Consider the following 26269-nt stretch of genomic DNA (forward strand, 5'->3'; position numbering starts at 1 on the left):
GTTACTCGAAGAGCGAGTGGCTCGTGCCCGGCGGTTCCTCCCGGCGTCGCTGGGCCCGCCGCCGCATGATGATCACGAGGTCGACGACGGCCACGGCGGCGAGGACGAAGAGGATCACCGCGGGCACCCAGTGACCGGTGAGCACCACCAGCACCCCCAGCCCCACGGAGATCACCAGCCCGAACGAGGCCAGCACCAGCCGCAGGTTGAGCGCGCTGTACGGATGCCCGACCGTCCCCCTTGCCCCGGTGGGCTGCGATTTTCCCGCCATCTGGTCGAACTACCCGGCCGGGTCGCCGGTTAACCTGTTCGGGTGTTCCGGGCGAAGCGGTTCCGGTTGTCGCCCCCGCCCGAGCCGGGTAGAACGAGATCATGACAACTGAGCCCACGGTCCCCGCGAGTCACGCGGATCTGCTCGAACGCCCGCTCTTCACGCACCTGGCCACGGTCCGCCCCGACGGCGCCCCGCAGAGCAGCCTGATGTGGTTCGTCTGGGACGGCGAGCGGATCCGGATGACCCACACCAAGGGGCGGCAGAAGTTCCGGAACCTGGCGCACGACCCGCGCGTCGCCCTCTCCATCGCCGACCCGGAGGACGGTTACCGGTCCCTGGAGCTACGCGGGGTGGTGGAGTCGATCGACCCGGACGACGAGCAGGCGTCGTTCTACCAGTCCCTCCAGCGGCGGTACGGCGCGGAGGGCGAGATCAGCGACATTCCGAACCGGGTGGTGGTCACGATCCGGCCGACCCGGTTCGTGGCGGTCACCGGCGGCGCGGTGCAACCACAGAGCTGACACCGCGGTGCAAGCGCAGAGCTGACACCGCAGGGTGTTCCGACCATCGGGGTGTCAGCGTAGAGTTACCGGGCCTGTGCTTTCCGCTGAAGGACCGGGGGAAAGAGTGTCTCGTCGCTGGACCACCACGGCCGCCGTCACCCTGCTCGCCCTCGCCGCACTGGCCTGTGAGGGCGGTAGCGGCGGCGGGATCGGACAACCCAGTGCTCCACCCCCGGCCTCCCCCTCCGCCCGACCAGACCTACCGGTGTCGATGGCCGCGCTCGGGGACTCGATCACCACCGGCTTCGGCACCTGCCTGGTGCTGAGCAACTGCCAGCGCAACTCCTGGTCCAGCGGCGACGGTCTGCGGGTCGACAGCCACTACCGGCGACTGCTGGAGGCCAACCCGGCGAACCGCGGCAACGGGCACAACCAGGCGGCGGCCGGAGCACGGGCGCGTCAACTGCCGGAGCAGGCAACGGCGGCGGTGAACGCCAAGGCGGACTACGTCACCGTGCTGATCGGCGCCAACGACGCCTGTCGGGGCCGGATCGAGGACATGACCGAGGTGACCGACTTCCGGTCCGAGGTCGACCGGGCCCTGGCCGTACTCAAGCAGGGGCGGCCGAAGGCCCGGGTGCTGGTGGTGAGCATCCCCGACCTGTACCGGCTCTGGGAGATCGGCCACCCGGAGGCCCAGGTGGTCCGGGTCTGGAACCGGGGGATCTGCCCGGCGCTGCTGGCGAACCCGACCTCGACCGCCGACGCCGACACGAGCCGCCGGTCGCTGTTCCGGGCCCGGATCGACGCCTACAACAAGCAACTCGTCGCCGCCTGCAAGGCGTACGGCTCACGCTGCCGCAGTGACGGTGGTGCGGTGCACCGGGTGCGGTTCAGCCTGGACATGCTGAACCGGTTGGACTACTTCCACCCGGACGTGGACGGTCAGAACAAGCTCGCCGAGGTCACCTGGGGCGCGTCCGGCTTCAGTGGCTGAACCCGCCCCGGGTCCCCGCCCGGTCAGGACCCGCGCTGGGCCGGTGCGCTGATCGCACGCCGACCGTAGAGCTCGACCGTCCGCTTGGCCAGGTCGGTGGTGGCCGACGAGTTGGCCCAGGTGCCGAGGATGATCGCCGCGCCCGGTATCACCTTGGCGAAGACCCGCTTCGCCGCCCGGATCCCGGCCATCCTGGCCAGCCGTACGCTCAGCCGCAGCACCGCCTGGCGCAGTGGGGTGTTGCCACTGCCGAACAGCGCCCCGGCACGTTCCCGACCGGCCGCCACCCCCAGCGCCAGCCGCGCGGTCTCGGCGGCCTTGTGCACCTTCTGCAGCACCAGCAGGTCGGTCGCCCGGTCCGGGTGCTCCGGGTCCACGCCGTACGCGGCGGCGATGTGCAGGACCATCCGGGCCTGGGTCCAGGCCAGGACCCCGATGTCGAGCACCGCTCCGGGCAGTCCGGCGGCTCCGGAGACCGCGCCGGAGAGGCGGGCGCGGGCTACGAACCGTTTTGTCGCGAGTTGCGCCAACCCGTCCCGGTCGAGTCCGGGTTGGGCGGCGCGGGTGGACTCGACCCAGGCCTTCGCCTCCGGGCCGAGCCGGCGTACCGCCTCCAGGGCGAGGTGCTCCGGGGCGTACTGCGGGTCGTCGCGCATCCGTTCCCACAGCCCGGCCGGTGGGGCGGCGGTCGGTTCCCCGGCGTCCGCCGGGGCGACGGTGGGGTCAGAGTCGGTCACGGAACACTCCGGGGGTTCGCTGCACGGACATCAGACGGGAAGGGGTACGGACGCGGCCTGCCCGGTCAGCGGCGACGTCCGTTGAACCGGGCCATGAGCTGGCGCAATCGTTGCTGGTTGCTCGGCTTGGCCATCTCCCGCCGGCCCCGGTCGACCAACTGCCGACCTCGGGGAGACTGGAGAAAGATCTTGACTCGTTGTACCAGTGATGACATCTCGTACCCCTCTCGTTGTCCCTCAGTTGTACCCACCCCGGTCGAGCGCCACACCGGGTCCGCCCGACAACCCGTCCAAAGTGGGCGCCACGCGCGCCGGACAGGCATCGATCGGAGGGGCCACCGTACGGGCGGTCCGGCTGGGGTAGCGTCGTCGGGCGTTGGACGGTCCGGGACGTACGGAGGACAACTTGGCCGGGACAGGCGACGAGCGTCCGGTACCACTACGGATCGGTGGGTGGCTTCCGCCCAGCGGTCGGCGACCGGTGCGGCCGGAGGACGCCGCGGCGACGGCACTGCTCCCGGTGGTGACCGTGACGGGTCCCGAGCCCTCGGATCCGGTCCCGGCGACCGGGGACGCCGGCCGGAGGCGGGGTGCCCGACGCGGTACGGCCCGGGGCGGGCGTTGGCGGGTCACCGCGCTCGTCGCGGTCGCCACGGTGGCGGCGGCGGTCGGCGTACCCGTCCTGCTCTCCCGTGGTGCCGACGAGTCCGGGCCGGACCGGCAGGTGCAGCCGCCCCCACTCGCCCTGACCAGAGGAGCCGACCCGGAGAACCCCCTGGCCACCACCCCGGTCCCCGGCTCGCCCAGCGGTGGCGGCCGTACGCCCGCGGCGAGCCGCAGCGCGACCCGTACGGCGATCGTCGCACCGACCGGCACCCCCGCGGTCCCGCCGGCGCCCCTCGCCGGTGCGGCGGTAGCACCCCCGGCGGCACCGCCCCCGCCTGCGCCGAACAAGCCGGACCAGTTGGCGCCGCCACCGCCACCGGCGGTGTTCACCGTGTCGGTCGAGGCCGAGGGCTCGTCGGCGGAACGCCGGGGCCGGACCGACACCCGGACACGCAGCGGCGCGTCCGGCGGCGCGGTGGTCACCGGCATCGGCGACGGGTCCGGCAACACGGTCCGGTTCTCCCGGATCGCGGTGCCCGCCGCCGGCCGGTACACCATCACCCTGTACTACGTCAGCAGCCAGCGACGGTCCGGCACGGTCACCGTGAACGGTCAGCAGCGCGAGGTGTCGTTCACGGACACCGGTTCGGACAGTGCCCCGATCGGCGAGGTGTCGATCACGCTGTCCCTGCGGGCCGGTGACAACTCGGTCGAACTCGGCAACCGGCGCAGCCGGACCGCCGACCTGGACCGGATCGTGGTCACCGGTTCGGCGGGATGATCGCGTCGACCACCTCGGTCGCCGCACCCTCGTGCTGGGCGTAGTAGCCCGGGAACGCCGACACCTGTACGGCCTGCGCCGCGTCGGTCAACGCCATCTGCTGCCAGCCGGGGATCCGCCGCAGCGCGTTGAAGAACTGCGCCGTCGCGTACGCCGGGTCCATCAGTTTGTCGACCGGTCCCCAACCGCTGCTGGTCCGCTGCTGGAACAGGCCGACCGAGTCGTGGTCCCAGCCGGTGCCCTGGTGCGAGTGGTTCAGCGACTCGGGCAGGGCGTTGTTGGCCAGATTGAGCAGGTTGCTCTCCTGCATCGCGGTCGCCACCCCGATCACCAGGGCCCGACGCGGCATGCCCATGTCATGCCCGGTACGCACGATCGCCTTGGCGTTGTCCATCTGCACCCCGGTCAGGCCGGCGACCGGGCCCGGGTCGACCGGCGGGGCGGGCGCGGGGGCGGCCGGGGCCCGTGTCGGTGCCGCCGCCGGTACGTCCGGATCGGCCGTCGCCGCCGGCGTGGCCTCCGTACGTTTCTCCGACCGGGACGCGGCCTGTTCCGCCTGTGCCCGCTGGACCAGTGCGGACCGCGCGGCGCTCGGCTCGCTCTCGGCGGGTGTGTTCCCGGTCACGATCCGACCCTGGGTGAAGGCGAGCAGACCGAGGGCGCAGAGCAGACCGACGGCCACCGTACGGGGCACGGGGCGGATCTGCTTGAGCGAGCGCCCTCGCCGGACCAGGGCCCGCAGGTCCGATGCCCGCAGTTGTGAGGCTTTGGTGATCACGTTCAGTGACTTCCGCTGGAGTCCCGCGACTGCCGTCGCCAGTCCCTCGGTCCCGGTCGCGGTGACGCTCCGGACTCCGGTCGTCAACCGGTCGAGCCGGCCGCGGATGTCGCCTTCCCGGCCGGACGAGCTGGTGGCCGGCTCGTCGGAGGCCGCATCGGCCGAACGGTCAGTGGTGCCTACGGCGTCTTCCTTGGGTTCAAGTCTGTCGTCGTCACGCATCCGACGAGGCTAGGCACGGAAAACCCCAATTACACAGGGTGACTGAGTGGCTCTCGCCACACTTGCCGGTCGGGCAACCGGGCAGCGGGTGACGGGTCAGGAGCCGAACCGCCATCTCTGGCGAGGCGGTCATACCTCCGATAGCGCGACCGTCGGATCATCCCGGCATTTACCTTCGAACCGCCCCGCGCCGCCGACCTGCCCGCCGCCCTCAACTGTTCGGTGGACATTCACCGGAACGACAGGCGTTCCCGGTATCGGCCGTTCGGACAACCGCGCTGGCAGGAGGCCCTGTTCCCGGTGTAGACCGGGGAGCGTACGGCCCGTTTTTCCAGCCGGGCGGCGACAACCCGACGCCACGACCCCTGCCCAGACGCTCGCTCGCGAGTCATGCTCAAGGGGGGTGACGGAGTCGCCGAACGGAATGGACCAAGATGGCGGAAGCGTTGCGTACACCGAGGTGTCGTCTGTCGTAGGCGCATCCCGTTGAGGAGGTCCTTACCGGTGCTCGATCCGCACGAGCTCTACCAGCTCACCGATGACCTGCCCGAGCTGGGTCAGCCGGTGTTGATCCAGGCGCTGACCGGCTTCACCGACGCCGGAAACGCGACCCGGCTCGCCCGGGAACAGCTCCTGTCGACGCTGGAAGGTCGGCCGATCGCCACCTTCGACATCGACCAGCTGCTCGACTACCGATCCCGGCGACCCACGATGATCTTCGTCGAGGACCACTGGGAGTCGTACGAGGATCCCAAACTCGAACTCCACCTGCTGCACGACGACGCCGGGACGCCGCTGCTCCTGCTCACCGGCCCGGAACCGGACATGCAGTGGGAACGGTTCACCGCCGCCGTGATCGCGGTGGCCAACCGGCTCGGCGTACGCCTGACCGTCGGGCTGAACTCGATCCCGATGGCGGTCCCGCACACCCGGCCGACCGGAGTCACCGCGCACGCCACCCGGCCGGAGCTGATCAGCGGGCACGAGCCGTGGTTGCAGCGGGTGCAGGTGCCGGGCAGCGCCGGGCACCTGCTCGAATTCCGGCTCGGCCAGCAGGGTCGCGACGCGATCGGCTTCGCGGTGCACGTGCCGCACTACGTGGCGCAGACCGAGTACCCGGCCGCGGCCGAACTGCTGCTCAGTTCGATTTCCCGGTCGACCGGGCTGCTCCTGCCCACCGAGAGTCTCCGTACCGCCGCCGAGCTGGTCCGGACCGACATCGACCGGCAGGTGGCCCAGACCGACGAGGCCGGCGCACTGGTGCACGCCCTCGAGGAGCAGTACGACGCGTTCACCCGTGGTCGCGGCGGCGCCAACCTGCTCTCCGCGCAGACCGGACCGCTGCCGACCGCCGACGAACTCGGCGCGGAACTGGAACGGTTCCTCGCCGAACAGCAGGGTCCCCGGCCGGGCGACACCCCCGGCACCTGACGAAACCGACGCCGGTCGGCCCCCGCCGGGCCGATCGGCGCCGAGCGGACCGTCGCACTCCGGCCGGTGGCGAACCTCGCCCCCGGCCGGAAGCCGTTCCGCTGCCGGCGACGGCGCGGCACGCGGCTCGGGTTCCGGCAACGGCGCGGCAAGGTCTGCGACCCGGCCCGGCGTACGGCAGGCTGTGCACATGCGCCTGGCTACCTGGAACGTCAACTCGGTCAAGGCCCGGCTCCCCCGGTTGCTGACCTGGCTGGCCGACACCGAACCGGACGTCGTCTGCCTCCAGGAGACAAAATGCCCGGACGGTGCCTTCCCGGCCGCCGAGGTCGGCGAACTCGGCTACTCGACCGCGAGTCACAGTGACGGCCGGTGGAACGGGGTGGCGATCCTCTCCCGCGTCGGACTCGACGACGTGGTGGTGGGCTTCCCCGGCGAGCCCGGCTTCCCCGAACCGGAGGCCCGCGCCCTCGCGGCCACCTGCGGCGGCGTACGGGTCTGGTCGATCTACGTACCGAACGGGCGCACCCCGGACTCGCCGCACTACACGTACAAGCTGGCCTGGCTGGCCGCGCTGCGCGAGGCACTGGCCGCCGAGCTGCGCCCGGACCGGCCGCTGACCGTGTGCGGGGACTACAACGTCGCCCCGACCGACGCCGACGTGTGGGACCCGGCGCTCTTCGTCGGGTCGACCCACGTCACCCCGGCCGAGCGGCAGGCCCTCGCCGACCTGCGCGAACTCGGGCTGCACGACGTGGTCCCGACTCCGATGAAGGGGCCGCACCCGTACACGTACTGGGACTACCGGGCCGGGATGTTCCACCAGAACAAGGGCATGCGGATCGACCTGGTGTACGCGACCGAGACGTTCGCCGACGCCGTCTCCTCGGCGTACGTGGATCGGGAGGCCCGCAAGGGCACCGGCCCCTCCGACCACGCCCCGATCGTGGTCGACACCGAACCGACGGCCGGTTCCGGGCCTCCGGTCGCCGTCCTGTGACCGACGCCCGGTCGCGCAGCTCGCCGGAGTGACACGCGGCCGGTCGAGCAGCCTGGCGGGAGACGGCCGGCTGCGCAGCCCCTAGGCTGGTGCCATGGCAGTCGTGAAGATCAACGCTATCGAGGTCCCTCCGGGTTCGGGCGAGGAACTGGAGCGGCGCTTCGCCGCCCGCAAGGGCGCGGTGGACAACCAGCCCGGTTTCCTCGGCTTCGAGCTGCTCCGCCCGGTCGGCGGGGAGACCCGCTACTTCGTCTACACGAAGTGGGAGAGCGAAGAGGCGTACCAGGCGTGGGCCGCCGGCCCGTCCCAGGCAGCGCACGGCCAGGGCGGCACCCCCGCCGGGGAGCGCCCCAAGCCGGTCTCCACCGGCGCCAACCTGCTGGAGTTCGAGGTCGTACAGCTCGCCGGACCGCCGGCCGCGTAGCTGCCCCGGGTGCGCGTGCCGCCAGCGAAACTAACGCCGCCGGTTCGTACATCGTCTTTTGTGTACGTACATCAAAGACGATGTACGAGATCGACGCATTGTGCGTCCGCCTGAGGTGCGCCGAGAGGGACATCAGGGGGCTGGCAGTGGCTGTCCGTCCTGCCAGGTGTTATCCGGGGGCGTCGGCGCCGGACATCTTGCCGGCAGCGTCACCTGTCCCGGCAGGTGGCTGAACGTCGTCATCGTGAACCACTCGTCCAACTGCGGGTCGAAGAGATTCTGGAAGCCGAACTGCAGCACCTGCCACCACTGGCTCGGATTCCCCTGGTCGACGTAGACGTCACCGAGCGCGATCGGGAACCGGAAGAACTCCCCCGGCTTGGTCGAACCCCCGACGACACCGACCCGCCAATGATCGACGTACCGGTCCTTGGCTCCCTGCAGGACCTCCGGTCCCACGAAGCGGGCGGTCCGCAGTGCCGCGTTGAGAATCTCGCGGTTGAAGATCCCCGGAATCCTGTCGCACGGGCGAGGTGGGTCCAGTGGAATGTTCGGCCACTTGTACGTGAGCGTGTAGAGCGTGTTCCGGTAGATCAGGTTGGTGAACCAGATCGGGTGCTCCGGTCCACCGGCGATCATCTGACTGTCGCCGCCCTTGCCCTGCCAGGTGAAGGGAACGTCGATACCGAGGTCGGGTACGAGGTATCGGCCGGCTCCCCGAAAATCCGCCGGCAACTGAGGGGGATGCGGCCGCTCCGGGTCGGTCGTCCGGGTCGGCACGCTCGCGGTGACGTCGTCCGGAGCCGTACCGGGCACCGCGCTACCACCGGTCAACTCGCCGAGCGAGCGGACCGGCGGCGAGGTGCTAGCGCCCAGCGCCAGCACCAGGACGGATCCCGTGGCGCCTACCAGGGTGGCCAGCTTCCACATGTCTGCCCCGTCTCTCAGCGGATGATCCCGCCCCTGATCCTCCTCACCCACCAGGCGAATCCGGTTCACATCACCGTCCGGATCCACCGGTCGGGTGAACGGCGGTCGCGGGACACAGCGGTTGCGGGGTCAGGGGTCGCGGGAGTCGACCAGGGAGGCGAAGGCGACGATGTTGTCCGCGTAGCCGATCCCACCGCCGACCCACTCGCCGCCGCAGGTGATCAGGCGCAACACCGGCCGCTCGTACGAGCCGTAGAGCCGCTCCTCCGGAAGCTTGGCCTTGTCGAAGTGCTCGACCGAGTTGACCTCGAAGATGGCCACCGACCGATCCTCCCGGGTCACCTTGATCTTCGCTCCCGGGCGGAGTTTGACCAGGTCGTGAAAGACCGACGGGCCCTGCTTGGTGTCCGCGTGACCGACGATGATGGCCGGGCCGAACTGTCCCGGTGTGGGGCCGCGCTCGTACCAGCCGGTCTCGTTGTGCTTCTCCAGCGCCGGTACGGCGATCGAACCGTCGTCGGCGAGCCCGACCCGGTGCACCGGTGCCCGTACGTCGATCGAGTCGATCTCCAGCTTGATCGGCGGGCTCGGCTCCAGCACCGGGAAGTCCAGCGGCGGCGGCTTGTCCGAGCGGCTCATCAGCGTGGCCCAGAGGCTGCCGCCGGACTGCCCGAGCCCGGCTCCGGTGGCGAAGACCCCGAGCAGCACGAGCACCACCGCGAGCGGGCCGATCCAGCGGCGGCGACCGGGGCGCTCCGAGCGACCGGCGCGGGGGCGGGGGGCCGGCTGGTACCTGCCGCGCGCCGACCCACCCCAGAAGTTCGTCCGGTTCGGGGCGGGGGGCTCCTGCTCCTGCGGCGGTCGGGACGGGCCGACGGTCGCACGGGGGCGCCCGAGCTTCGAGCGGGTGTGATCCGTCGTCAGCAGCGACCACTGCACCGACGACCGGGACGGGTTTCCCGGTCGGGGCGCGTTGGCCGGCGGGCCGGCTGAGGACTGGCGGGGCATCGGCGTACCGGTCAGGGAGCGTGCCGGCCGCGGGCCGGCACCGTTGCGCCACGGCGGCGCAGCGCGACCAGGCCGAGTACGGCACCGAGCAGGGTAACCGTGATCCCGCCGACGAGCAGCAGGTCACCGGCGTCCGGGCCGGCCGAGCCGCCGAAACCGGTCGCCGGACCGCGCTTGGGCCGGTCCGCCGCCACCACGTTCAGCATGGTCGAGGCGTTGCGGCCGTCCGGGCAGTTGAGTTTGACCCGAAACGTGCCCGCGTCGGTGCCCTCCGGCACCAATGCCGCCGCGGTCAGCAGGCCGTCCTGCGGCTGGGCGGTGACGGTGCCGAAGGCCGCCGACTCGACCGTCGCCGGCACGGTGTTCTCGCTGCAACTGGCCCGGATGCCGACCAGGTAGCCGGCCTCGACGGTGCTCGGGCTGAGCTGGACGTAGATGTCACCGGCCTGCGCCGGGGACGGGACGAGCAGGACGCCTGCGAGCGCGAGGGTGGCGGCGAGCAGCGCGCCAGCGCGTCGATGTGGAGTCGCCATGACACCTCCCGGCACCGTCGGGCAGCACCGGGCGGGCGACACCTGGCCTGCCGTACGGAAGAAATTCTCTCATTCGGTGACCACGAGCACACGCGTTCGATCTCGCTGATCGCGTAGGCTCACGTTCCTGTGACCTCCACCGACCACTCCCGGAGCGATACCGTGCCCGCACGGCATGGCGCCGGGATCCGCACCTTCCATCCCCGCCGGGGTCGCCTCAGCGGGCGGCACCTCGACGCACTGGACCGGCTCTGGCCCAGTTACGGCCTGATGGTCCCGGACCCACCCGAGGTGCAGGTGGATCTGTCCACCCTCTTCGGTCGCCGGGCCCCGGTGGTGCTGGAGATCGGCTCCGGAATGGGCGACGCCACCGTGGCGATGGCCGCCGCCGACTCTGGCCGAGACTATCTCGCGGTCGAGGTGCACACGCCGGGAATTGCCAACCTGATGGCGGTCACCGAACGCCGCGCGCTGACCAACGTACGTGTCGCCCGGGGCGACGCGATCGAGCTGCTGCACTGCCTGCCCGAGGCGAGCCTGGACGCGATCCACGTGTTCTTCCCCGACCCGTGGCCCAAGGCCCGGCACCACAAGCGCCGGCTGATCCAGCCCGCCCACGTCGGGCTGCTGGGCTCCCGGCTGGTGCCCGGCGGGACCCTGCACTGCGCCACCGACTGGCCCGAGTACGCCCAGCAGATGCGCCAGACGCTCACCGACGACCCCGCCCTGGTCAACGCGTACGCCGGGTACGCGCCCCGGCCGGAGCACCGACCGGTGACCAAGTTCGAGCGGCGCGCCCTGGCCGCCGGCCGCCCCATCTCGGACCTGATCTTCCACCGCCGCTGAGCCCGCCGCCGCACCCGCCGCCGATCCCGCCGTTGAGCATCCAGAGGGTGGACAGGAGGCGGATTGGCGTTGGCGGGGTGATCCAGGCACGATTGACCGGCCATGACGCTCACCGATCAGCTGCCGGGCAGCCCCGACCCAGACCTGCTCTTCGACGCCTTCGCCAACTGGGCCAAGGATCAGGGGCTCACCCTCTACCCCCACCAGGAAGAGGCGCTGATCGAGATCGTCTCGGGCGCCAACGTCATCCTGAGCACCCCGACCGGCTCCGGTAAGAGCCTGGTGGCGACCGGTGCCCATTTCGCCGCGCTCGCCGGCGACCGGGTCAGCTTCTACACCGCCCCGATCAAGGCGCTGGTGTCGGAGAAGTTCTTCGCGCTCTGCGACGTCTTCGGCGCGGAGAACGTCGGCATGCTCACCGGCGACGCCAGCGTGAACGAGGACGCCCCGATCATCTGCTGCACCGCGGAGATCCTGGCCAACATCGCCCTGCGCGACGGCGACCAGGCCGACGTCGGCTTGGTGATCATGGACGAGTTCCACTTCTACGCCGAGCCGGACCGGGGCTGGGCCTGGCAGGTGCCGCTGATCGAGCTGCCCCAGGCGCAGTTCGTGCTGATGTCGGCCACGCTGGGCGATGTCAGCCGGTTCACCGACGACCTGAGCCGGCGTACCGGGCGGGACACCGCCGTGGTCAAGAACGCCGAGCGGCCGGTGCCGCTGCTGTTCTCGTACGTCACCACGCCGATGCACGAGACGCTCGAGGAGCTGCTCACCACCCACCAGGCGCCGGTCTACGTCGTGCACTTCACCCAGGCGGCGGCCCTGGAACGGGCCCAGGCGCTGATGAGCATCAACATCTCCACCCGGGCCGAGAAGGACGCCATCGCCGAGGCGATCGGCAACTTCCGGTTCACCGCCGGCTTCGGCCGTACGCTGTCCCGGCTGGTCAGGCACGGGATCGGCGTACATCACGCGGGCATGCTGCCGAAGTACCGCCGGCTGGTGGAGACCCTGGCCCAGGCCGGACTCCTCAAGGTCATCTGCGGTACGGACACCCTCGGCGTCGGCATCAACGTGCCGATCCGGACCGTGCTGTTCACCGCCCTGTCGAAGTACGACGGCGTACGGACCAGGCTGCTCAAGGCGCGCGAGTTCCACCAGATCGCCGGGCGGGCCGGACGGGCCGGTTTCGACACCATGGGTCGGGTGGTGGTGCAGGCCCCCGAGCACGTGATCGAGAACGAGAAGGCCCTCGCCAAGGCGGGCGACGATCCGAAGAAGCGGCGCAAGGTGGTCCGGAAGAAGCCGCCGGAGGGCTCGATCGGGTGGGGCCAGCCGACGTACGAGCGGCTGATCGACGCCGAGCCGGAGACCCTCACCTCCAGCTTCCACGTCAGCCACTCGATGCTGCTCAACGTGATCAGCCGGCCGGGCGACGCGTTCGCCGCGATGCGGCACCTGCTCACCGACAACCACGAGGACAAGGCCGCCCAGCGCAAGCACATCCACCGGGCGATCGCGATCTACCGGGCGCTGCTCGCCGGTGGGGTGGTCGAGCAGCTCGACGAGCCGGACGCGTCCGGTCGCCGGGTACGCCTCACCGTCGACCTGCAGTTCGACTTCGCGCTCAACCAGCCGCTCTCGCCGTTCGCGCTGGCCGCGATCGAGCTGCTGGACACCGAGTCGCCGACGTACCCGCTCGACGCCCTGTCGGTCATCGAGGCGACCCTGGACGACCCGCGCCAGATCCTCTCCGCGCAGCAGTTCAAGGCGCGCGGCGAGGCGGTCCAGCAGATGAAGGCCGACGGGATCGAGTACGAGGCCCGGATGGAGCTGCTCAACGAGGTCACCCATCCGAAACCGCTGGCCGAGCTGCTCGACGCCGCGTACGAGATGTACCGGCAGGGCCACCCGTGGGTCGCCGACCACGAGCTGGCCCCGAAGTCCGTGGTCCGGGACATGTACGAGCGCGCGATGACCTTCGTCGAGTACGTCGCCTTCTACGGGCTGTCCCGCTCCGAGGGACTGGTACTGCGCTACCTGGCCGACGCGTACAAGGCGGTCAAGCAGACCGTGCCCGAGGACGCCAAGACCGAGGAGCTGATCGACCTCATCGAGTGGCTGGGTGAGCTGGTCCGCCAGGTCGACTCCAGCCTGATCGACGAGTGGGAACGGCTGCGCAACCCGACCGAGGAGGGCGTGGAGGCGGTGGTCGACCTGCGCCCGCCGGCCGTCACCGGCAACCTGCGCGCGTTCCGGGTGCTGGTACGCAACGCGATGTTCCGCCGGGTCGAACTGGCCGCCCTGCGCCGCTACGACGAGCTGGGCGAGTTGGACAACGAGGCGGGTTGGACCGGGGACGACTGGGCCGACGCGCTGGAGCCCTACTTCGAGGCGTACGACGAGATCGGCACCGGTCCGGCCGCGCGCGGTCCGGCGTTGCTCCTGCTCGACCAGCAGCGGGACAAGTGGACGGTCCGGCAGATCTTCGACGACCCGAACGGCGACCACGACTGGGGTATCAGCGCGGAGGTCGACCTGGCCGCGTCCGACGAGGCCGGCGCGGCGGTGGTCCGGGTGACCGAGGTCGGCCAGCTCTAGCCGCCCGCCCGGACCCGCGCCGGACCGCCCTCACGGTGCGGAATCTCGGCCGTACCAGACAGCAATATTCGCTGTCCGGTACGGCCGTTTTCGGCTGGGCGGAACGGCCCCGATCAATTAGAATGGGTGTACTAATCCGGCACCTGACCTGGGAGGACTGCCGTGACTGCGCCCGCCTCCAGTGCACCAACCGCAACCACCGCGCCCGCCGCCGCCACCCAGCCCGCCGCTCCCGTTCTTCCCTACGCGACCCTGCTCGCCTTCTCCCGCTACGTCGACCGCACCGGCCCGGCGAAGGCGAACTTCGTCGGCGGGCTGCGCAAGCAGCGGGCCAGCCGCTCCGGCTTCAACCCCCACGGCCAGTTCGTCAAGGCCCTCAAGTCCGACCTGGCGTTCCACACCGGCGGCACCCACATCAACCAGGTCCCCGACCTGGTCAAGCCGCGCTGGCGCCCGCTCTACCAGGCGCTGGTCCCGGGCACGCTGGCGTACCTCAACTCGCTCGGCGACCCACGGTCGGTCGAACTGGCCCAGACCCACGACGCGCTCGGCCTGCTCGGCGGGCTACCCGTCAAGATCAACCCACACCTCGGGCTACGGTTCGCGGACGGCCACGCCGAGGCGGTGCGGTTGCACTTCGACGAGGCGCCGCCGAGCGACGAACTGGTGCTGGCCAGCCTGCACCTGATGGCCCGACACATGGACCAGGTGCTCCCGCACGCCGAGCCGGTGCTGGTCGACGTCCGCCGGGGCGTCACCCACCGCCGCAGCCCCTCCGTCCGGGCCGAACAGGTCGAAAGCTGGCTCGCCGGCGAGGCCGCCGCCTTCAGCGCCATCTGGTCCACCGCCGCCTGACCCTCGCTCCCGCACCACCACCAAAATCATCACTCGGGTAGAGAAAGAGTGGCTGTCCCGCCCCGGATAGCCACTCTTTCTCTACATCTGCCGGTTCACCCATCGAGGCGGCGGGCGGCGAGTGCGGTACGGATCTCGGTGACGATGGACTCGAAGTCCTCGCGGAGGCGCTTGGCGCTCACGTGGATGACGATCCAGCCGTCACGTCCGAGTTGGTTGAGGCGCTGTCGATCACGGTGGAACTGGGAAGGGTCGTCGTGCCACAGGCCGTCGTACTCCACGGCCACCTTGCGATCCGGCCAGGCGAGATCAACACGGGCGATGAACTGTCCGGCCCGGGCGATCACGTACTGGGTGATCGGTGCGGGCAGTCCGGCCAGCACGAGGCGGACCCGTAGCCGGCTCTCCTGTGGCGACTCGGCGCCGCCGTCCACGAGGTCCGCCGCTCGGCTCAACTTGCGCCATCCCCTGTCACCGGCGTGCGCCAACGCATAGTCGCGCAGCCGCTCGACGGTGACCGCGCCGGCCGCGACCAGCGAATCGAGGACGACAACCGCCTCGACCGTCTCCGCCCAGCAGGCAACATCCCAACAGGTCCGCTCGATGCCGGTGACCGCAATTCCGTCTATCCGGTGGGCTTCCCGCTCGTCCCAGGACGCGACATGGATGCGCATTTCCTGCATCGGCCCGAACCGCGACTCGGGCCGAACAAGCACCTCGACCGGCGTGTCAGCGGCCGGGGAAACCCCGCCGTAAAGCACCGCCGCAGAGCGGCCGGCAAGCAGGCAACCGGGCGGGAAGAGCCAGTAGGCAGCCGCCCGACAACGCGTACGGTGCGAAATCTCCATCCTGGAATCGGCGTACACATTGCGCAGCAGTTGACGCCAAGCACCACTGCGCAACTCGTTCTTCGTCAGTAGTCCCTGACTAACAGCGTCCCGCCCATAGAAAACCTGTCCCACCAGTTCCCGAGGACGCCGAGGCATTCGACCCATCCCCCCACCCTCCCCCACCCACCCCCTCCCCACCACCCCCTGTGGATAACCCCAACCAGGGGCCCACTCTTGTAGAGAAAGAGTGGCTATCCGGGGCGGGATAACCACTCTTTCTCTACAAGAGGGCGGATCTTGGGGGGTGGGGCGCGCGGAGCGCGCGGGGGGGTCAGGCGGTGGGGAGGAGGTACTTTTGCAGGTCGTCGAGGATCTTGCCGGCGGCGGTGACGCCGATGCCGGTCATCCAGGTCTCGTCGGAGACGGTGTACGCCTTGCCCGCCTTCACCGCGGAGAGGTTGCGCCACAGGTTGCCGCCGGTCACCTCGGTCTGCCGCACGACGGCCTTCTCACCGAACGCGCAGACGAAGATGACGTCGCCGTCGACCTCGCTGATCCGCTCGGGGCTGACCGAGTCGAACCGCTTGTCCTCCTTGTTCGCCAGCAACTGCCGCTCGGTACGGCCGAGGCCGACGTCACCGAGGACGATGCCGGAGAAGGAGTCGGGTCCGTACACCCGGATCTCGGTGGCCCGGAACCGGACGATGGAGATCTTCTTCGCGGCCGGATCGCCGATCTTGGTGCCGACCTCCTTGGCCCGCTTCTCGTAGCCGGCCATCAGGTCCTTGGCTTCCTGCTCCTTGCCGAGCGCCTGACCGTCGAGGAGGAAGTTCGCCTTCCAGGTGATGCCGACCTTGTCGGTGAAGACGGTCGGTGCGATCGCGCTCAACTCGTCGTAGAACTTCTCCTGGCGGAACTTGCTGCCCATGATCAGGTCGGGCTTCAGGGCGGTGATCGCTTCGAGGTCGGGCTCGGTGGTCAGGCCGACGAGCTTGATCGAGGCGACCTTGTCACCGAGGTAGGTGGGCAGCCCGTCGGACTCACTGGCGATGGTGGTGCCGACCGGGACGATGCCGAGCGACAGCGCACTGTCGATCTTGTCGCTGTCGAGCACCACGACCCGCTGGGGGTGGACCGGGACCTCGGTGGTGCCCATCGCGTGCACAACCTGGTGCGTCTGCGCCTCGGTCGCGCCGGCCACCGGGTCGCTCTTGGCGCATCCGGTCAGGCCGACACCGAGGGCGACGACCGCGGCAAGGGTGGCGGCGGGACGGCGCATGGGTGTTCCTTTCGGTTCAACTTCGACGGGTACGGCGGGTCGCCGCATCCCTCTCGTGACCGGGTACGGCGTTCGGCCGTACCCGTTCGGGCGGGTCAGGCGGGCACGGCGGTTGCCGTACTCGCCGGTGACGGGGTGGTGAGCGCCGGTACGACCAGCGGCGCGCCGCTCACCGGGCAGGGCACGACGACACATTCGAGCCCGAAGACGTCCCGGACCAGGTCGGCGGTGAGGATGTCCCGGGGTGGTCCGGCGGCGACAACCTCACCCGCGCGCATGGCGACCAGGTGGTCGGCGTACCTGGCCGCCTGGTTGAGGTCGTGCAGGACGGCGACCACGGTCCGGCCGCGCTCGGCCCGCAGGCGGTGCAGCAGGTCCAGGATCTCCACCTGGTGCGCCAGGTCGAGGAAGGTGGTCGGCTCGTCGAGCAGGAGCGCGTCGGTCTGCTGGGCCAGGGTCATCGCGATCCAGACCCGCTGCCGCTGACCACCGGAGAGGGTGTCCACCGCGCGGTCGGCCAGCGTGTCGACGGCGGCGAGCGTCATCGCCTCGCGTACGGCCTCGGCGTCCTGCGGTGACCACTGCCGCCACCAGCTCTGGTGCGGTTGCCTGCCCCGTCCGACCAGGTCGGCGACGGTCACCCCCTCGGGGACCAGCGGGCTCTGCGGCAGTACGCCGAGCCGCCGGGCCACCTCGCGGGTGGGCAGTTCCCGGATGGCCGTGCCGTCCAGCAGGACGGTGCCGGCGCGCGGGGTGAGCAGCCGGGCCATGGTGCGCAGCAGGGTGGACTTGCCGCAGGCGTTGGGGCCGACGATGACGGTGAAGGCGCCGGCCGGCAGGTCGAGGTCGAGCCGGTCGAGCACGGTCCGCTCGTCGTAGCCGGCAACGAGTTCACGGGTGGACAGCATCACGAATTCCTCCGGCGTCCGCGCACGAGCAGGAACAGCAGGTACGGCCCGCCGATGGCCGCGGTGAGTACGCCGGCGGGCAGTTGCGTCGGCGCGAACAGGCGCCGCCCGGCGAGGTCGGCGAGCACCACCAGCAGGGCCCCGACCAGCGCGGCGCAGACCAGTGGGGGCCGTTCGGTGCGGGCCAGCCGCCGGGCCACCTGGGGTGCGACGAGGGCGACGAAGTCGACCGCGCCGACCTGTGCGGTGACCATCGCGGCGACGAGTACGCCGACGCCGGCCAGGCCGACCCGCCGGGCGGTCGGGCGCAGCCCGAGTCCCCGTGCGGTGTCGTCGTCGAGCGCGCTGGTGTGCAGCGCCCACCCGGCCCAGAACAGCACCGGCAGCAGCAGGACGAGGGTGACCGCGATCCAGGTCGCCTCGGTCCAGCCCTTGCCGGCGAGGGTGCCGACGAGCCAGATCTGGGCCCGTTGCCCGTCGATCGGGTCGGCGGAGATCATGACGACCTCGGTGACGGCGCGCAGCGCCATCGCGACCGCGACCCCGGCCAGGACAAAACGCTGGGCGGCCAGGCCGTGCCGGGCGCCGAGGGCGAACACCGCCGCGGCTGCGATCAGGCCACCGGCGAGCGCGCTCGGGGCGAGGATCGCGGCGGAGGCGCCGGTGGTCAGCGCGATGGTGGCGACCAGGCCGGCGCCCTGGGTGATGCCGATGATGTCGGGGCTGGCGAGCGGGTTGCGGGCGACGCTCTGGATCAGGGTGCCGGCGATGCCGAAGGCCGCGCCGACGGCCACCGCGAGCACCACCCGGGGCAGCCTGAGCCGGTTCACGACCACGTCGTACGGGGTGCCGGTGCCGTTCGGGTCGCCGAGGTTGCCCAGCGAGTGCAGTACGTCGACCGGTGCGACGTACGGCGTGCCGAGCGAGAGGCTCAGCACCATGGCCCCGGCGAGCAGGAGTACGAGCACCACCGCGACCAGGATCGACCGGCGCCGGACGAGCACGTTGATCCGCCCGAGGCGCAGCAGGGAACGGCCGGGCAGCAGTTCGGTGGAGGCGCTCACGCGGTCACCACCCGGGCCCGGCGGACCAGCAGGGCGAGCAGCGGAGCGCCGATCAGGGCGGTGACGATGCCGGCGGGCACCTCACCGGGCGGGGCGATCAGCCGGCCGATGATGTCGGCGGCGAGCAGCAGTGCCGGGCCGAGCAGCACCGAGACGGCGAGGGTCCAGCGCTGGTCGGCGCCGACCAGCGCGCGGGCAAGGTGCGGCACGGCGAGGCCGACGAAGGCGATCGGCCCGGCGGCGGCAACTCCGGCGCCGGTGAGCAGCACCGCCGCGGCTCCGCCGCCGATCCGGATCAGTCCGACCCGGTTGCCCAGGCCACGGGCGACGTCGTCGCCGAGGGCGAGTGCGTCCAGCCCTCGGGTGACCATCGCGGCGAGCAGCAGGCCGGCGATGACAAACGGGGCGACCTGGGCGGCGACGTCGACCCCGCGACCGCCGAGCCCGCCGACGACCCAGAACCGGTACTCCTCGAAGGTACGGGCGTCGACGGTGAGCAGGCCGATGGTGACCGCCCCGAGGCTGGCGTCGAGGGCGGCGCCGACCAGGGCGAGCGTGACCGGGTTCGCACCGTCGCGGGTACGGCTGGCGACGCCGAAGACGAGCAGCCCGGCGAGGAGCGCCCCGACGATGCCGAACCAGACGTACCCGTTGAGGGTGCCGACGCCGAACACGGAGATGGCGGTGACCACGCCGAGCGACGCACCCGCGCTGATGCCGAGGATGCGCGGCTCGGCGAGCGGGTTGCGGGTGAGTGCCTGGAGCAGCACCCCGGCGACGGCGAGGGCCACGCCGACGGCCAGCCCGAGCACCGTACGGGGGATGCGCAGGTCGTGCACGATGCTGCTGGCCTCTCCCCCGTCCGGGGCGACCAGCGCGTGCCAGACCTCGGCCGGCGCGAGCGGCTTGCTGCCCAGCGCCAGGCTCGCCAGGACCAGCAGGCCGAGCAGGATCAGCGCTCCGAGGACGACCGTGATCCGGCTCAGGCCGGACCGACGGGTCGGCGTCGCCGCCACCCGCGGTCGTTCCGCGACGTCATGCACCCGCTCTCACCTCCCCTGCTTAGGATCGGCTTACCTTAGGATCTCGCCGGTCCCCGGCCTAGTAAGAGATGACCGATCTCACCGTCGGCCGCCCCGCGCGCCCTAGCCTGGAGGCATGCACTTCGAGCACCACACGGTGGTCCTGGTACGTCGCCCGACGGCTCCGCCGGAGCTGCCCGCGGCGGCGCTGCTCCGGCTGTGGGACGCCCACCGGGCCCACCAGGAGGGGCTGGTCGGGCAGGGGCACGTGATCGCCGCCGGCCCGCTGGTGGGGCCCGACGGTACGGACGCCGGTGAGCTGTGCGTGTTCGTGGGCGAGCCGGAGCTGGCCGGGCGGCTCTACGACAACGACCCGGCCGTACGCGCCGGTCAGCTCTCGGTCGAGGTGCTCATCTGGGGTACGCCGCCGGGCAACGTGAGGTTCGCCAACGTGCCGTTGCCGTCCTCGCTGCTCGATCCCGGTCCGTCGCCGACCTGACCCGACGCCGACCGTTGACGGTGCCGTCTCTCGGGCGCCGATGCCCGACTTACCGGATGCCGGTGCGGTCGGTCCGGCAGGCTGGCGGCATGGGGGTCGACATCATCTTCGAGACGCACGCGATGACCACCGACGACGAGGCCGGACGGGCGACCGGTTGGCTGCCCGGTGAGCTGTCCGCGGACGGGCGGCGGTGGGCCAGGCAGCTCGGCGAACGCCGCCGGGGCGACAGGCTCAATGTGATCTTCTGTTCCGACCTCGATCGGGCGGTGGCCACCGTCGAGCTGGCGTTCCTCGGCGTCCGGATCCCGGTGCACCGGGACACCCGGCTGCGCGAGTGTGATTTCGGCGACCTCAACGGGGCGCCGCTGACCGAGGTGCTGTCCCGGCAGGCCGAGCACCTCGACCAGCCGTTCCCCAACGGGCAGGGCTTCCGGCAGGTGGTCGACCAGGCGTACGGCTTCCTGCGCGACCTGGCCGGCGCCTGGGACGGCCGCCGGGTGCTGGTGGTGGCCCATCCGACGAACCGGTGGGCCCTGGAACACCTGATCAACGGGCGGCCGTTGACGGACCCGGTGGCGGCGCCGGAGCACCGCCCGGAAGGCTGGGCGTACGCGCTGCCGTCGGGCTGGGCGGGACAGCGGGCGGACGACGGGGGATAACCAGGAGCACTCGTCGGCGACGCTGCCTATCCTTGGCAGCGACATGCAGACACCATCCGCCCGCGCGCTGCCCGACCCGATCCGCGAGGTGCAGGCCAGCCTGCCCGAACTGATCTTCCGCGACCAACGCCGGCTCCAGCGCCGGCTGGACGGCGTACGCCGGATCCGGGACCCGCTCAAGCGGGAGCTGGCCGGCGAGGAACTCGTCGCGGAGCTGGCCGGGGCGCAGGAGCGGCTGGCCCGGCGGCGGGCCGCCGTACCGGTGATCACGTATCCGGCCGGGCTGCCGGTGAGCGAGAAGCGCGAGGACATCGCGGCGGCGATCCGGGACCACCAGGTGGTGATCGTCGCGGGCGAGACCGGCTCCGGCAAGACCACCCAGATCCCGAAGATCTGCCTGGAGCTGGGGCGCGGCGTACAGGGGCTCATCGGGCACACCCAGCCGCGCCGGCTGGCGGCCCGCACGGTGGCCGACCGGATCGCCGAGGAACTCGGCACCGAGCTGGGCGGCACGGTCGGTTACAAGGTGCGTTTCACCGACCAGGTGAGCGACCGGAGCCTGATCAAGCTGATGACCGACGGCATCCTGCTGGCCGAGTTGCAGCAGGACCGGATGCTGCACCAGTACGACACGCTGATCATCGACGAGGCACACGAGCGCAGCCTCAACATCGACTTCATCCTCGGTTACCTCCGGCAGCTCCTCCCCCGCCGACCCGACCTGAAGGTGATCATCACCTCCGCCACCATCGACCCGCACCGCTTCGCCCGGCACTTCGGCGGCCTGACGGGCGCCGCCGGCACCGGAAGCGGGGAAGGTAGCGGGGATGGGGACAGCAGTGCGGACGGGGACGGCAGCGGCGGGCCGCCGGTGGTGGAGGTGTCCGGTCGGACGTACCCGGTCGAGGTCCGTTACCGGCCGCTGGTCGAGGTCACCGAGGAGACCGAGGACGGCGACAACGTACGCGACCAGGTCCAGGCGATCGGGGACGCGGTCGAGGAGCTGGCCGCCGAGGGGCCGGGCGACATCCTGGTCTTCCTCAGCGGTGAGCGGGAGATCCGGGACACCGCCGACGCGTTGAGCCGGCTGGTCCAGGGCAAGCCCCGGCTGCGCGGCACCGAGATCCTGCCGCTCTACGCCCGGCTGTCCACCGCCGAGCAGCACCGGGTCTTCCAGTCGCATTCGAACCGCCGGGTGGTGCTCGCCACCAACGTCGCCGAGACCTCGCTGACGGTCCCCGGCATCAAGTACGTGATCGACCCCGGTACGGCCAGGATCTCCCGCTACAGCCACCGACTCAAGGTGCAGCGGTTGCCGATCGAGGCGGTGTCACAGGCGTCGGCGAACCAGCGCAAGGGTCGCTGTGGTCGTACCTCGGACGGGATCTGTATCCGGCTCTACGACGAGTCGGACTTCCTCAGCCGGCCCGAGTTCACCGAGCCGGAGATCCTGCGGACGAACCTCGCCTCGGTCATCCTCCAGATGACCGCGATCGGGCTCGGTGACATCGCCGCGTTCCCGTTCATCGACCCGCCGGACCGGCGCAACATCGCCGACGGGGTGAACCTGCTGCACGAGTTGGGCGCACTGGACCCCGCCCAGACCGACCTGAACCGTCGGCTCACCCCGCTCGGTCGCAAGCTGGCCCAGCTCCCGGTCGACCCACGGTTGGCCAGGATGGTGCTGGAGGGCGAGACCAACGGCTGCGCCGAGGACGTGATGGTGATCGCCGCCGCGCTCTCCATCCAGGACCCTCGGGAACGGCCGGTCGAGAAGCAGGCCCAGGCCGACCAGTCGCACGCCCGCTTCGCCGACCCGGAGTCGGACTTCATCACCCTGCTCAACCTCTGGCGGTACCTGCGCGAACAGCAGCGGGAGCTGTCCTCCAGCGCGTTCCGCCGGATGTGCCGGGCCGAGTTCCTCAACTACCTTCGGGTACGCGAGTGGCAGGACATCTTCAGCCAGCTCCGCCAGGTCACCCGTACGCTCGACGGCGGCAACCCGCGCGGCCAGCGACCGGGCCGCGACCGCCGGGGTCGGGGCGACGCCGAACCGGGCGCGGCGGCCCGGGGTCAGGTCGAGCCGGCGCCGGACGGGGACGGCACCGAGGTCACCGTCGACCCCCGGCGGATCCACCAGTCGCTGCTGGCCGGGCTCCTCTCCCACGTCGGGGTCAAGGACCTCCAGGGTTCGGCGAAGGGCGCGGCGGCCGGGTCGGGCGGCGGCGGGCGCGGCAGCGAGTATCTCGGCGCCCGGGGCGCCAAGTTCGCCATCTTCCCCGGCTCCGCGCTGGCCCGCCGTCCCCCGCTCTGGGTGATGGCGGCGGAGCTCGTGGAGACCTCCCGGCTCTGGGGTCGGGTAGCGGCCAAGGTGGAACCGGAGTGGGTCGAGGCGCTGGCCCAGCACCTGGTGAAGCGCACGTACAGCGAGCCGCACTGGGAGAAGAAGCAGGCTGCGGTGGTGGCCCAGGAGAAGGTCACCCTGTACGGCATTCCGCTGGTCACCAACCGCAAGGTGAACTTCGGTCGGATCGACCCGGAGCTGTCCCGCGAACTGTTCATCCGGCACGCCCTGGTGGAGGGCGACTGGCAGACCCCGCACCGGTTCTTCCACGCCAACCGGGAGTTGCTCGACGAGGTCGAGGAGTTGGAGAACCGGGTCCGGCGGCGGGACATCCTGGTCGACGACGAGACCCTGTTCGACTTCTACCAGCAGCGCATTCCGGCCGAGGTGGTCTCCGGCCGGCACTTCGACAGCTGGTGGAAGCGGACCCGGCGGGAGCAGCCCGAGCTGCTCACCTTCGACCGGAACATGCTGATCAACAGCGGTCGCGGCGGGGTCGAGGAGGCGGACTACCCGGACGAGTGGCACTCCGGCGGGCTGGCGCTGCCGCTGACGTACCGGTTCGAGCCGGGGACGAACGCCGACGGGGTCACCGTCGACATTCCGCTGCCGATGCTCAACCAGGTGCCGGCGGAGAGCTTCGACTGGCAGGTGCCGGGGCTGCGGGAGGAGGTGGTGATCGCGCTGATCCGGTCGCTGCCCAAGGCCGTACGCCGTAACTTCGTCCCGGTGCCCGACTATGCGCGGGCCGTGCTCGCCGCGATCAAACCCGGAGCGGAGCCCCTGGTCGACGCGCTCACCCGCGAGCTTCGCCGGATGACCGGGGTGACCGTCCCCCGGGAGTCGTGGGACCTGGAGAAGCTGCCCGCGCACCTGCGCCTCAACTTCCGGGTGTTGGACGACGAGAACAAGGCGGTCGCGCAGGGCCGGGACCTGACCGCGCTGCAACGGCAGCTCAAGACCGAGGTACGCCAGACCGTCGCCGCCGCCGCACCGGAACTCGAACGGCACGGTCTGCGGGAGTGGAGCATCGGCACCCTGCCCCGCACGATCGAGCAGGTCCGGGCCGGCTATCGGGTGACCGCCCATCCGGCGCTGGTGGACGAGGGCGAAACCGTCGGCGTACGGGTCTTCGACTCTGCGGCCGAGGCGCAGCAGGCGATGTGGGCGGGCACCCGTCGGCTGTTGCGGCTCACCGTCGCGTCCCCGGTGAAGTTCCTCCAGGGGCGGCTGAGCAACGAGGCGAAGCTGGCCCTGAGCCGCAACCCGCACCGCAACGTACTGGACCTGCTCGACGACGCGTCCGGCGCGGCGATCGACAAGCTGATCGCGGACGCGGGCGGACCGGCCTGGGACGCCGAGGGCTTCGCCGCGCTGCGCGACAAGGTTCGCGCCGACCTGGTCGACACCGTGGTCGAGGTGGTCGGCCGGGTCCAGCGGGTGTTGAGTGCGGCGTACGCGGTGGAGCAGCGCCTGGGTCGCACCACGAGCCTGACCCTGGTGGCGGCACTGGCCGACATCCGGGCGCAGCTCTCCGCCCTGGTGCACCGGGGCTTCGTCACCGAGACCGGGTACGCCCGCCTGGCCGACCTGCCCCGCTACCTCACCGCGATCGAGCGGCGGCTCGACCGGCTGCCACAGGACCCGGTACGCGACCGCAACCAGCTCGCCCGGATCACCCAGGTCCAGCAGGAGTACGACCAGATGCTGGCCAACCTGCCCCCGGCCCGCCGAAACGACGACGCCGTACGGCAGATCCGGTGGCTGATCGAGGAGTTGCGGGTGAACGTGTTCGCCCAGGCGCTCGGCACCCCGTACCCGGTTTCGGAGCAGCGGATCTACCGGGCGATGGACCTGGCCGAGGGCCGCTGACGGCGGATCGAGATCCGGTCGCGATCGGACGGAGACGTCGGGACCACACCCTGGTTCACAGGGGGGTGGCGCGGATGGCACTGGTCCGGGCGGTACTCGACCCGCTGCTGTTCGGGCTGGTGGGGTTGATGTTCGCGCTACCGTTCGCGGTGGTGGCGGTCGAGAACGAGGATCACAACGTCCGTCTCAGCGAGGCATGGTCCGGCGTCGGCCTCACCACCGGCGCGAAGGGCGCGTACCGGGTCGTGTTCATCGACTCCGACAACACCGTGTACGACCTGCGGGGTCAGGACATCCTCCGCGCCCAGGTGCACATGACCGACCCGGACGAGGCTCGGTTCCTGCCCGCACAGCCCGCCTTCGGGCTGGCCGCGTTCGGCGTACTGGTGGGTGTGCTGGCCGGGCTGTTGCGCCGGGCCGCCACCCGGATGCTGGTGACGGCCGTCGCCGCGTTCGTCACGGCGGGCGGACTGTCGGTCGGGCTGTGGCTGGTGCTGTCCCGGATGGAACGGGAGAACGGCAGCTACCCGCCGTACCTCAGCTACGAACCCGGCGCCGGGTTCTGGCTGGCGGCCGGGCTGCTCACCCTGCTCGGCCTGGGTAACGCGACCGCGCTCTACCGGCTCCGTACGGGCAGCCGGCGTCGCTTGGCGTGGCTCAGGCCATCGTGAAGGTCTGGCAGTCGGCGGCGTCGAGTCCCGGTGCGACCGTGATCGCCGAGGCGTGACACTCGAGGCCCTGGTTGTGCCGGCACTCGGTCCGCTTGCACGCGCCGACCTGCGCGCTCGCCTCGTCGGTGCCGCCCTTGTCCGTGCTGTCGATGAACGTGTCGCACTGGGAGTTGCCGAGGCCGATCGTGATGGCGAAGGCGTGGCATCCGTCGTGGTTGTAGCCGCAGTCGCTGACCGAACAGTCCTGTACGCGCGGCATTTCCAACATCTGGGTCATGGCTTTTCCTCTCCCTATTTCCCCACACGCTAGAGCGGGCCACTGCGCGAGGCAGCCGGTTCGGCGAATCAAAGGCTCGACGTATTCCCGGCTCCCCTATTAATAAGGCTTGCCTTTCCTTAGGCCCTGAATAGCAGCCGGGGGCGGCGGGGCGGTGGTCTCCCGGCGGATGAGTTCGGCCGGAATCTGTTCGGCGTGGTTCGGTTCCGGTGGTTGCAGGGCGAGGGTCATGGCGCGGGCGCCCATGTCGGCGAGGGGGAGGCGGACGGTGGTGAGGGTGGGGGTGACGTCGCGGGCGATGGGCATGTCGTC

Annotated in this window: 27 protein-coding genes; 13 read left to right on the top strand and 14 right to left on the bottom strand. The window is 71.0% G+C overall.

Translation table 11 applies throughout. The annotated features are described in order from the left end of the window. Position 1 precedes the first annotated feature (1 nt). Positions 2-271, bottom strand: a complete 270-nt coding sequence (locus tag ACWEFB_RS35005) for a DUF6343 family protein (protein WP_452292399.1) — start codon at positions 269-271, stop codon at positions 2-4. 101 nt (positions 272-372) lie between these two features. On the opposite strand from ACWEFB_RS35005, the gene ACWEFB_RS35010 reads away from it, so the two are divergent. Both ACWEFB_RS35010 and ACWEFB_RS35015 read left to right on the top strand, forming a co-directional pair. Further along, on the top strand, positions 373-795 hold the full coding sequence (locus ACWEFB_RS35010) for a PPOX class F420-dependent oxidoreductase (protein ID WP_452292401.1): 423 nt from the start codon (positions 373-375) through the stop codon (positions 793-795). Between the two features lie 106 nt (positions 796-901). Beyond that, positions 902-1774, top strand: a complete 873-nt coding sequence (locus ACWEFB_RS35015) for a GDSL-type esterase/lipase family protein (RefSeq protein WP_452292403.1) — start codon at positions 902-904, stop codon at positions 1772-1774. A 23-nt stretch (positions 1775-1797) separates the two neighbouring features. Here the strand turns inward: ACWEFB_RS35015 and ACWEFB_RS35020 are convergent, their stop codons facing one another. Beyond that, positions 1798-2511 carry an EcsC family protein gene (locus ACWEFB_RS35020; protein WP_452292405.1) on the bottom strand — a complete coding sequence of 238 codons (714 nt, stop codon included), beginning with the start codon at positions 2509-2511 and terminating at the stop codon, positions 1798-1800. A gap of 65 nt (positions 2512-2576) precedes the next feature. Continuing rightward, entirely contained in the window at positions 2577-2726 is a 150-nt protein-coding gene (locus tag ACWEFB_RS35025) for a hypothetical protein (RefSeq protein WP_326559647.1), read from the bottom strand. 266 nt (positions 2727-2992) lie between these two features. On the opposite strand from ACWEFB_RS35025, the gene ACWEFB_RS35030 reads away from it, so the two are divergent. After that, the gene (locus ACWEFB_RS35030; protein WP_452292407.1) at positions 2993-3898 is read left to right on the top strand and encodes a hypothetical protein; all 906 of its coding nucleotides are present in this window, start codon (positions 2993-2995) and stop codon (positions 3896-3898) included. Here the strand turns inward: ACWEFB_RS35030 and ACWEFB_RS35035 are convergent. Next, complete coding sequence (locus tag ACWEFB_RS35035; RefSeq protein WP_452292409.1) at positions 3879-4898, bottom strand: peptidase M23; 1020 nt, start codon at positions 4896-4898, stop codon at positions 3879-3881. The genes ACWEFB_RS35030 and ACWEFB_RS35035 overlap by 20 nt on opposite strands. Positions 4899-5402: 504 nt before the next feature. Here ACWEFB_RS35035 and ACWEFB_RS35040 point away from each other — a divergent pair. The 3 genes from ACWEFB_RS35040 (at position 5403) to ACWEFB_RS35050 (ending at position 7753) form a co-directional block, all read left to right on the top strand. Then, a complete protein-coding gene (locus ACWEFB_RS35040) occupies positions 5403-6329 on the top strand; it encodes a proteasome assembly chaperone family protein (RefSeq protein ID WP_452292411.1) in 927 nt (308 codons plus the stop codon). Positions 6330-6519: 190 nt separating this feature from the next. Continuing rightward, on the top strand, positions 6520-7329 hold the full coding sequence (locus ACWEFB_RS35045) for an exodeoxyribonuclease III (RefSeq protein WP_452292413.1): 810 nt from the start codon (positions 6520-6522) through the stop codon (positions 7327-7329). Positions 7330-7423: 94 nt separating this feature from the next. Next, on the top strand, positions 7424-7753 hold the full coding sequence (locus tag ACWEFB_RS35050) for an antibiotic biosynthesis monooxygenase family protein (RefSeq protein ID WP_452292415.1): 330 nt from the start codon (positions 7424-7426) through the stop codon (positions 7751-7753). Between the two features lie 132 nt (positions 7754-7885). On the opposite strand, the gene ACWEFB_RS35055 is transcribed toward ACWEFB_RS35050, so the two are convergent. The 3 genes from ACWEFB_RS35055 to ACWEFB_RS35065 all read right to left on the bottom strand — a co-directional run bounded on the left by ACWEFB_RS35055 (position 7886) and on the right by ACWEFB_RS35065 (position 10224). Beyond that, positions 7886-8683, bottom strand: a complete 798-nt coding sequence (locus tag ACWEFB_RS35055) for a hypothetical protein (protein ID WP_452292417.1) — start codon at positions 8681-8683, stop codon at positions 7886-7888. A gap of 129 nt (positions 8684-8812) precedes the next feature. Then, on the bottom strand, positions 8813-9691 hold the full coding sequence (locus ACWEFB_RS35060; protein WP_326559654.1) for a class F sortase: 879 nt from the start codon (positions 9689-9691) through the stop codon (positions 8813-8815). An 11-nt stretch (positions 9692-9702) separates the two neighbouring features. Continuing rightward, positions 9703-10224 carry a hypothetical protein gene (locus tag ACWEFB_RS35065; protein WP_326559655.1) on the bottom strand — a complete coding sequence of 174 codons (522 nt, stop codon included), beginning with the start codon at positions 10222-10224 and terminating at the stop codon, positions 9703-9705. A 129-nt stretch (positions 10225-10353) separates the two neighbouring features. Here ACWEFB_RS35065 and trmB point away from each other — a divergent pair, with 129 nt between their 5' ends. From trmB to ACWEFB_RS35080, 3 genes are all read left to right on the top strand, one after another. Beyond that, positions 10354-11070, top strand: coding sequence for a tRNA (guanosine(46)-N7)-methyltransferase TrmB (trmB, locus tag ACWEFB_RS35070; protein ID WP_452292420.1), 717 nt, complete (start codon positions 10354-10356; stop codon positions 11068-11070). Between the two features lie 102 nt (positions 11071-11172). Further along, complete coding sequence (locus ACWEFB_RS35075; RefSeq protein WP_452292422.1) at positions 11173-13674, top strand: DEAD/DEAH box helicase; 2502 nt, start codon at positions 11173-11175, stop codon at positions 13672-13674. Positions 13675-13836: 162 nt separating this feature from the next. Continuing rightward, positions 13837-14529: a hypothetical protein gene (locus ACWEFB_RS35080; protein ID WP_326559660.1), complete on the top strand. Its 693-nt coding sequence runs from the start codon at positions 13837-13839 to the stop codon at positions 14527-14529. Positions 14530-14624: 95 nt separating this feature from the next. Here ACWEFB_RS35080 and ACWEFB_RS35085 read toward each other — a convergent pair whose 3' ends face one another. The 5 genes from ACWEFB_RS35085 to ACWEFB_RS35105 all read right to left on the bottom strand — a co-directional run bounded on the left by ACWEFB_RS35085 (position 14625) and on the right by ACWEFB_RS35105 (position 19653). Beyond that, entirely contained in the window at positions 14625-15491 is an 867-nt protein-coding gene (locus ACWEFB_RS35085) for an endonuclease domain-containing protein (protein ID WP_452292424.1), read from the bottom strand. A gap of 199 nt (positions 15492-15690) precedes the next feature. Continuing rightward, positions 15691-16638 (bottom strand): ABC transporter substrate-binding protein, encoded by a 948-nt coding sequence (locus ACWEFB_RS35090; RefSeq protein ID WP_452292426.1) that lies wholly within the window; start codon positions 16636-16638, stop codon positions 15691-15693. A gap of 95 nt (positions 16639-16733) precedes the next feature. Next, the gene (locus tag ACWEFB_RS35095; RefSeq protein WP_452292428.1) at positions 16734-17546 is read right to left on the bottom strand and encodes an ABC transporter ATP-binding protein; all 813 of its coding nucleotides are present in this window, start codon (positions 17544-17546) and stop codon (positions 16734-16736) included. Then, positions 17546-18610 carry a FecCD family ABC transporter permease gene (locus ACWEFB_RS35100; RefSeq protein WP_452292430.1) on the bottom strand — a complete coding sequence of 355 codons (1065 nt, stop codon included), beginning with the start codon at positions 18608-18610 and terminating at the stop codon, positions 17546-17548. Before ACWEFB_RS35100 ends, ACWEFB_RS35095 begins: the two co-directional genes overlap by 1 nt. Next, positions 18607-19653: a FecCD family ABC transporter permease gene (locus ACWEFB_RS35105; RefSeq protein ID WP_452292432.1), complete on the bottom strand. Its 1047-nt coding sequence runs from the start codon at positions 19651-19653 to the stop codon at positions 18607-18609. The genes ACWEFB_RS35100 and ACWEFB_RS35105 overlap by 4 nt, the downstream gene beginning before the upstream one ends. A 115-nt stretch (positions 19654-19768) precedes the next feature. Here ACWEFB_RS35105 and ACWEFB_RS35110 point away from each other — a divergent pair, with 115 nt between their 5' ends. The 4 genes from ACWEFB_RS35110 to ACWEFB_RS35125 all read left to right on the top strand — a co-directional run bounded on the left by ACWEFB_RS35110 (position 19769) and on the right by ACWEFB_RS35125 (position 25680). Next, positions 19769-20131, top strand: coding sequence for a YciI family protein (locus tag ACWEFB_RS35110; protein WP_452292434.1), 363 nt, complete (start codon positions 19769-19771; stop codon positions 20129-20131). Between the two features lie 89 nt (positions 20132-20220). After that, entirely contained in the window at positions 20221-20793 is a 573-nt protein-coding gene (locus ACWEFB_RS35115) for a histidine phosphatase family protein (RefSeq protein ID WP_452292436.1), read from the top strand. A gap of 43 nt (positions 20794-20836) precedes the next feature. Further along, a complete protein-coding gene (hrpA, locus tag ACWEFB_RS35120) occupies positions 20837-25009 on the top strand; it encodes an ATP-dependent RNA helicase HrpA (protein ID WP_452292438.1) in 4173 nt (1390 codons plus the stop codon). A 74-nt stretch (positions 25010-25083) separates the two neighbouring features. Next, the gene (locus tag ACWEFB_RS35125) at positions 25084-25680 is read left to right on the top strand and encodes a hypothetical protein (protein WP_452292440.1); all 597 of its coding nucleotides are present in this window, start codon (positions 25084-25086) and stop codon (positions 25678-25680) included. Here ACWEFB_RS35125 and ACWEFB_RS35130 read toward each other — a convergent pair. Together ACWEFB_RS35130 and ACWEFB_RS35135 are read right to left on the bottom strand one after the other, a co-directional pair. Next, a complete protein-coding gene (locus tag ACWEFB_RS35130) occupies positions 25667-25957 on the bottom strand; it encodes a DUF1540 domain-containing protein (protein ID WP_363603190.1) in 291 nt (96 codons plus the stop codon). The two genes, ACWEFB_RS35125 and ACWEFB_RS35130, sit on opposite strands and share 14 nt — an antisense overlap. A 99-nt stretch (positions 25958-26056) precedes the next feature. Then, positions 26057-26269, bottom strand: a 213-nt coding sequence (locus ACWEFB_RS35135) for a substrate-binding domain-containing protein (protein ID WP_452292443.1), incomplete at its 5' end; no start/stop codon positions are given.

The organism is Micromonospora sp. NPDC004704 (assembly GCF_053601675.1).

What these genes read in the sequence shown, in the direction of transcription:
- ACWEFB_RS35005 (WP_452292399.1), bottom strand. Translation starts at nt 271, where the DNA reads ATGGCGGGAAAATCGCAGCCCACCGGGGCAAGGGGGACGGTCGGGCAT.
- ACWEFB_RS35010 (WP_452292401.1), top strand. Translation starts at nt 373, where the DNA reads ATGACAACTGAGCCCACGGTCCCCGCGAGTCACGCGGATCTGCTCGAA.
- ACWEFB_RS35025 (WP_326559647.1), bottom strand. Translation starts at nt 2,726, where the DNA reads ATGTCATCACTGGTACAACGAGTCAAGATCTTTCTCCAGTCTCCCCGA.
- ACWEFB_RS35035 (WP_452292409.1), bottom strand. Translation starts at nt 4,898, where the DNA reads ATGCGTGACGACGACAGACTTGAACCCAAGGAAGACGCCGTAGGCACC.
- ACWEFB_RS35045 (WP_452292413.1), top strand. Translation starts at nt 6,520, where the DNA reads ATGCGCCTGGCTACCTGGAACGTCAACTCGGTCAAGGCCCGGCTCCCC.
- ACWEFB_RS35050 (WP_452292415.1), top strand. Translation starts at nt 7,424, where the DNA reads ATGGCAGTCGTGAAGATCAACGCTATCGAGGTCCCTCCGGGTTCGGGC.
- ACWEFB_RS35055 (WP_452292417.1), bottom strand. Translation starts at nt 8,683, where the DNA reads ATGTGGAAGCTGGCCACCCTGGTAGGCGCCACGGGATCCGTCCTGGTG.
- ACWEFB_RS35060 (WP_326559654.1), bottom strand. Translation starts at nt 9,691, where the DNA reads ATGCCCCGCCAGTCCTCAGCCGGCCCGCCGGCCAACGCGCCCCGACCG.
- ACWEFB_RS35065 (WP_326559655.1), bottom strand. Translation starts at nt 10,224, where the DNA reads ATGGCGACTCCACATCGACGCGCTGGCGCGCTGCTCGCCGCCACCCTC.
- ACWEFB_RS35075 (WP_452292422.1), top strand. Translation starts at nt 11,173, where the DNA reads ATGACGCTCACCGATCAGCTGCCGGGCAGCCCCGACCCAGACCTGCTC.
- ACWEFB_RS35090 (WP_452292426.1), bottom strand. Translation starts at nt 16,638, where the DNA reads ATGCGCCGTCCCGCCGCCACCCTTGCCGCGGTCGTCGCCCTCGGTGTC.
- ACWEFB_RS35095 (WP_452292428.1), bottom strand. Translation starts at nt 17,546, where the DNA reads ATGCTGTCCACCCGTGAACTCGTTGCCGGCTACGACGAGCGGACCGTG.
- ACWEFB_RS35110 (WP_452292434.1), top strand. Translation starts at nt 19,769, where the DNA reads ATGCACTTCGAGCACCACACGGTGGTCCTGGTACGTCGCCCGACGGCT.
- ACWEFB_RS35115 (WP_452292436.1), top strand. Translation starts at nt 20,221, where the DNA reads ATGGGGGTCGACATCATCTTCGAGACGCACGCGATGACCACCGACGAC.
- hrpA (WP_452292438.1), top strand. Translation starts at nt 20,837, where the DNA reads ATGCAGACACCATCCGCCCGCGCGCTGCCCGACCCGATCCGCGAGGTG.
- ACWEFB_RS35125 (WP_452292440.1), top strand. Translation starts at nt 25,084, where the DNA reads ATGGCACTGGTCCGGGCGGTACTCGACCCGCTGCTGTTCGGGCTGGTG.
- ACWEFB_RS35130 (WP_363603190.1), bottom strand. Translation starts at nt 25,957, where the DNA reads ATGACCCAGATGTTGGAAATGCCGCGCGTACAGGACTGTTCGGTCAGC.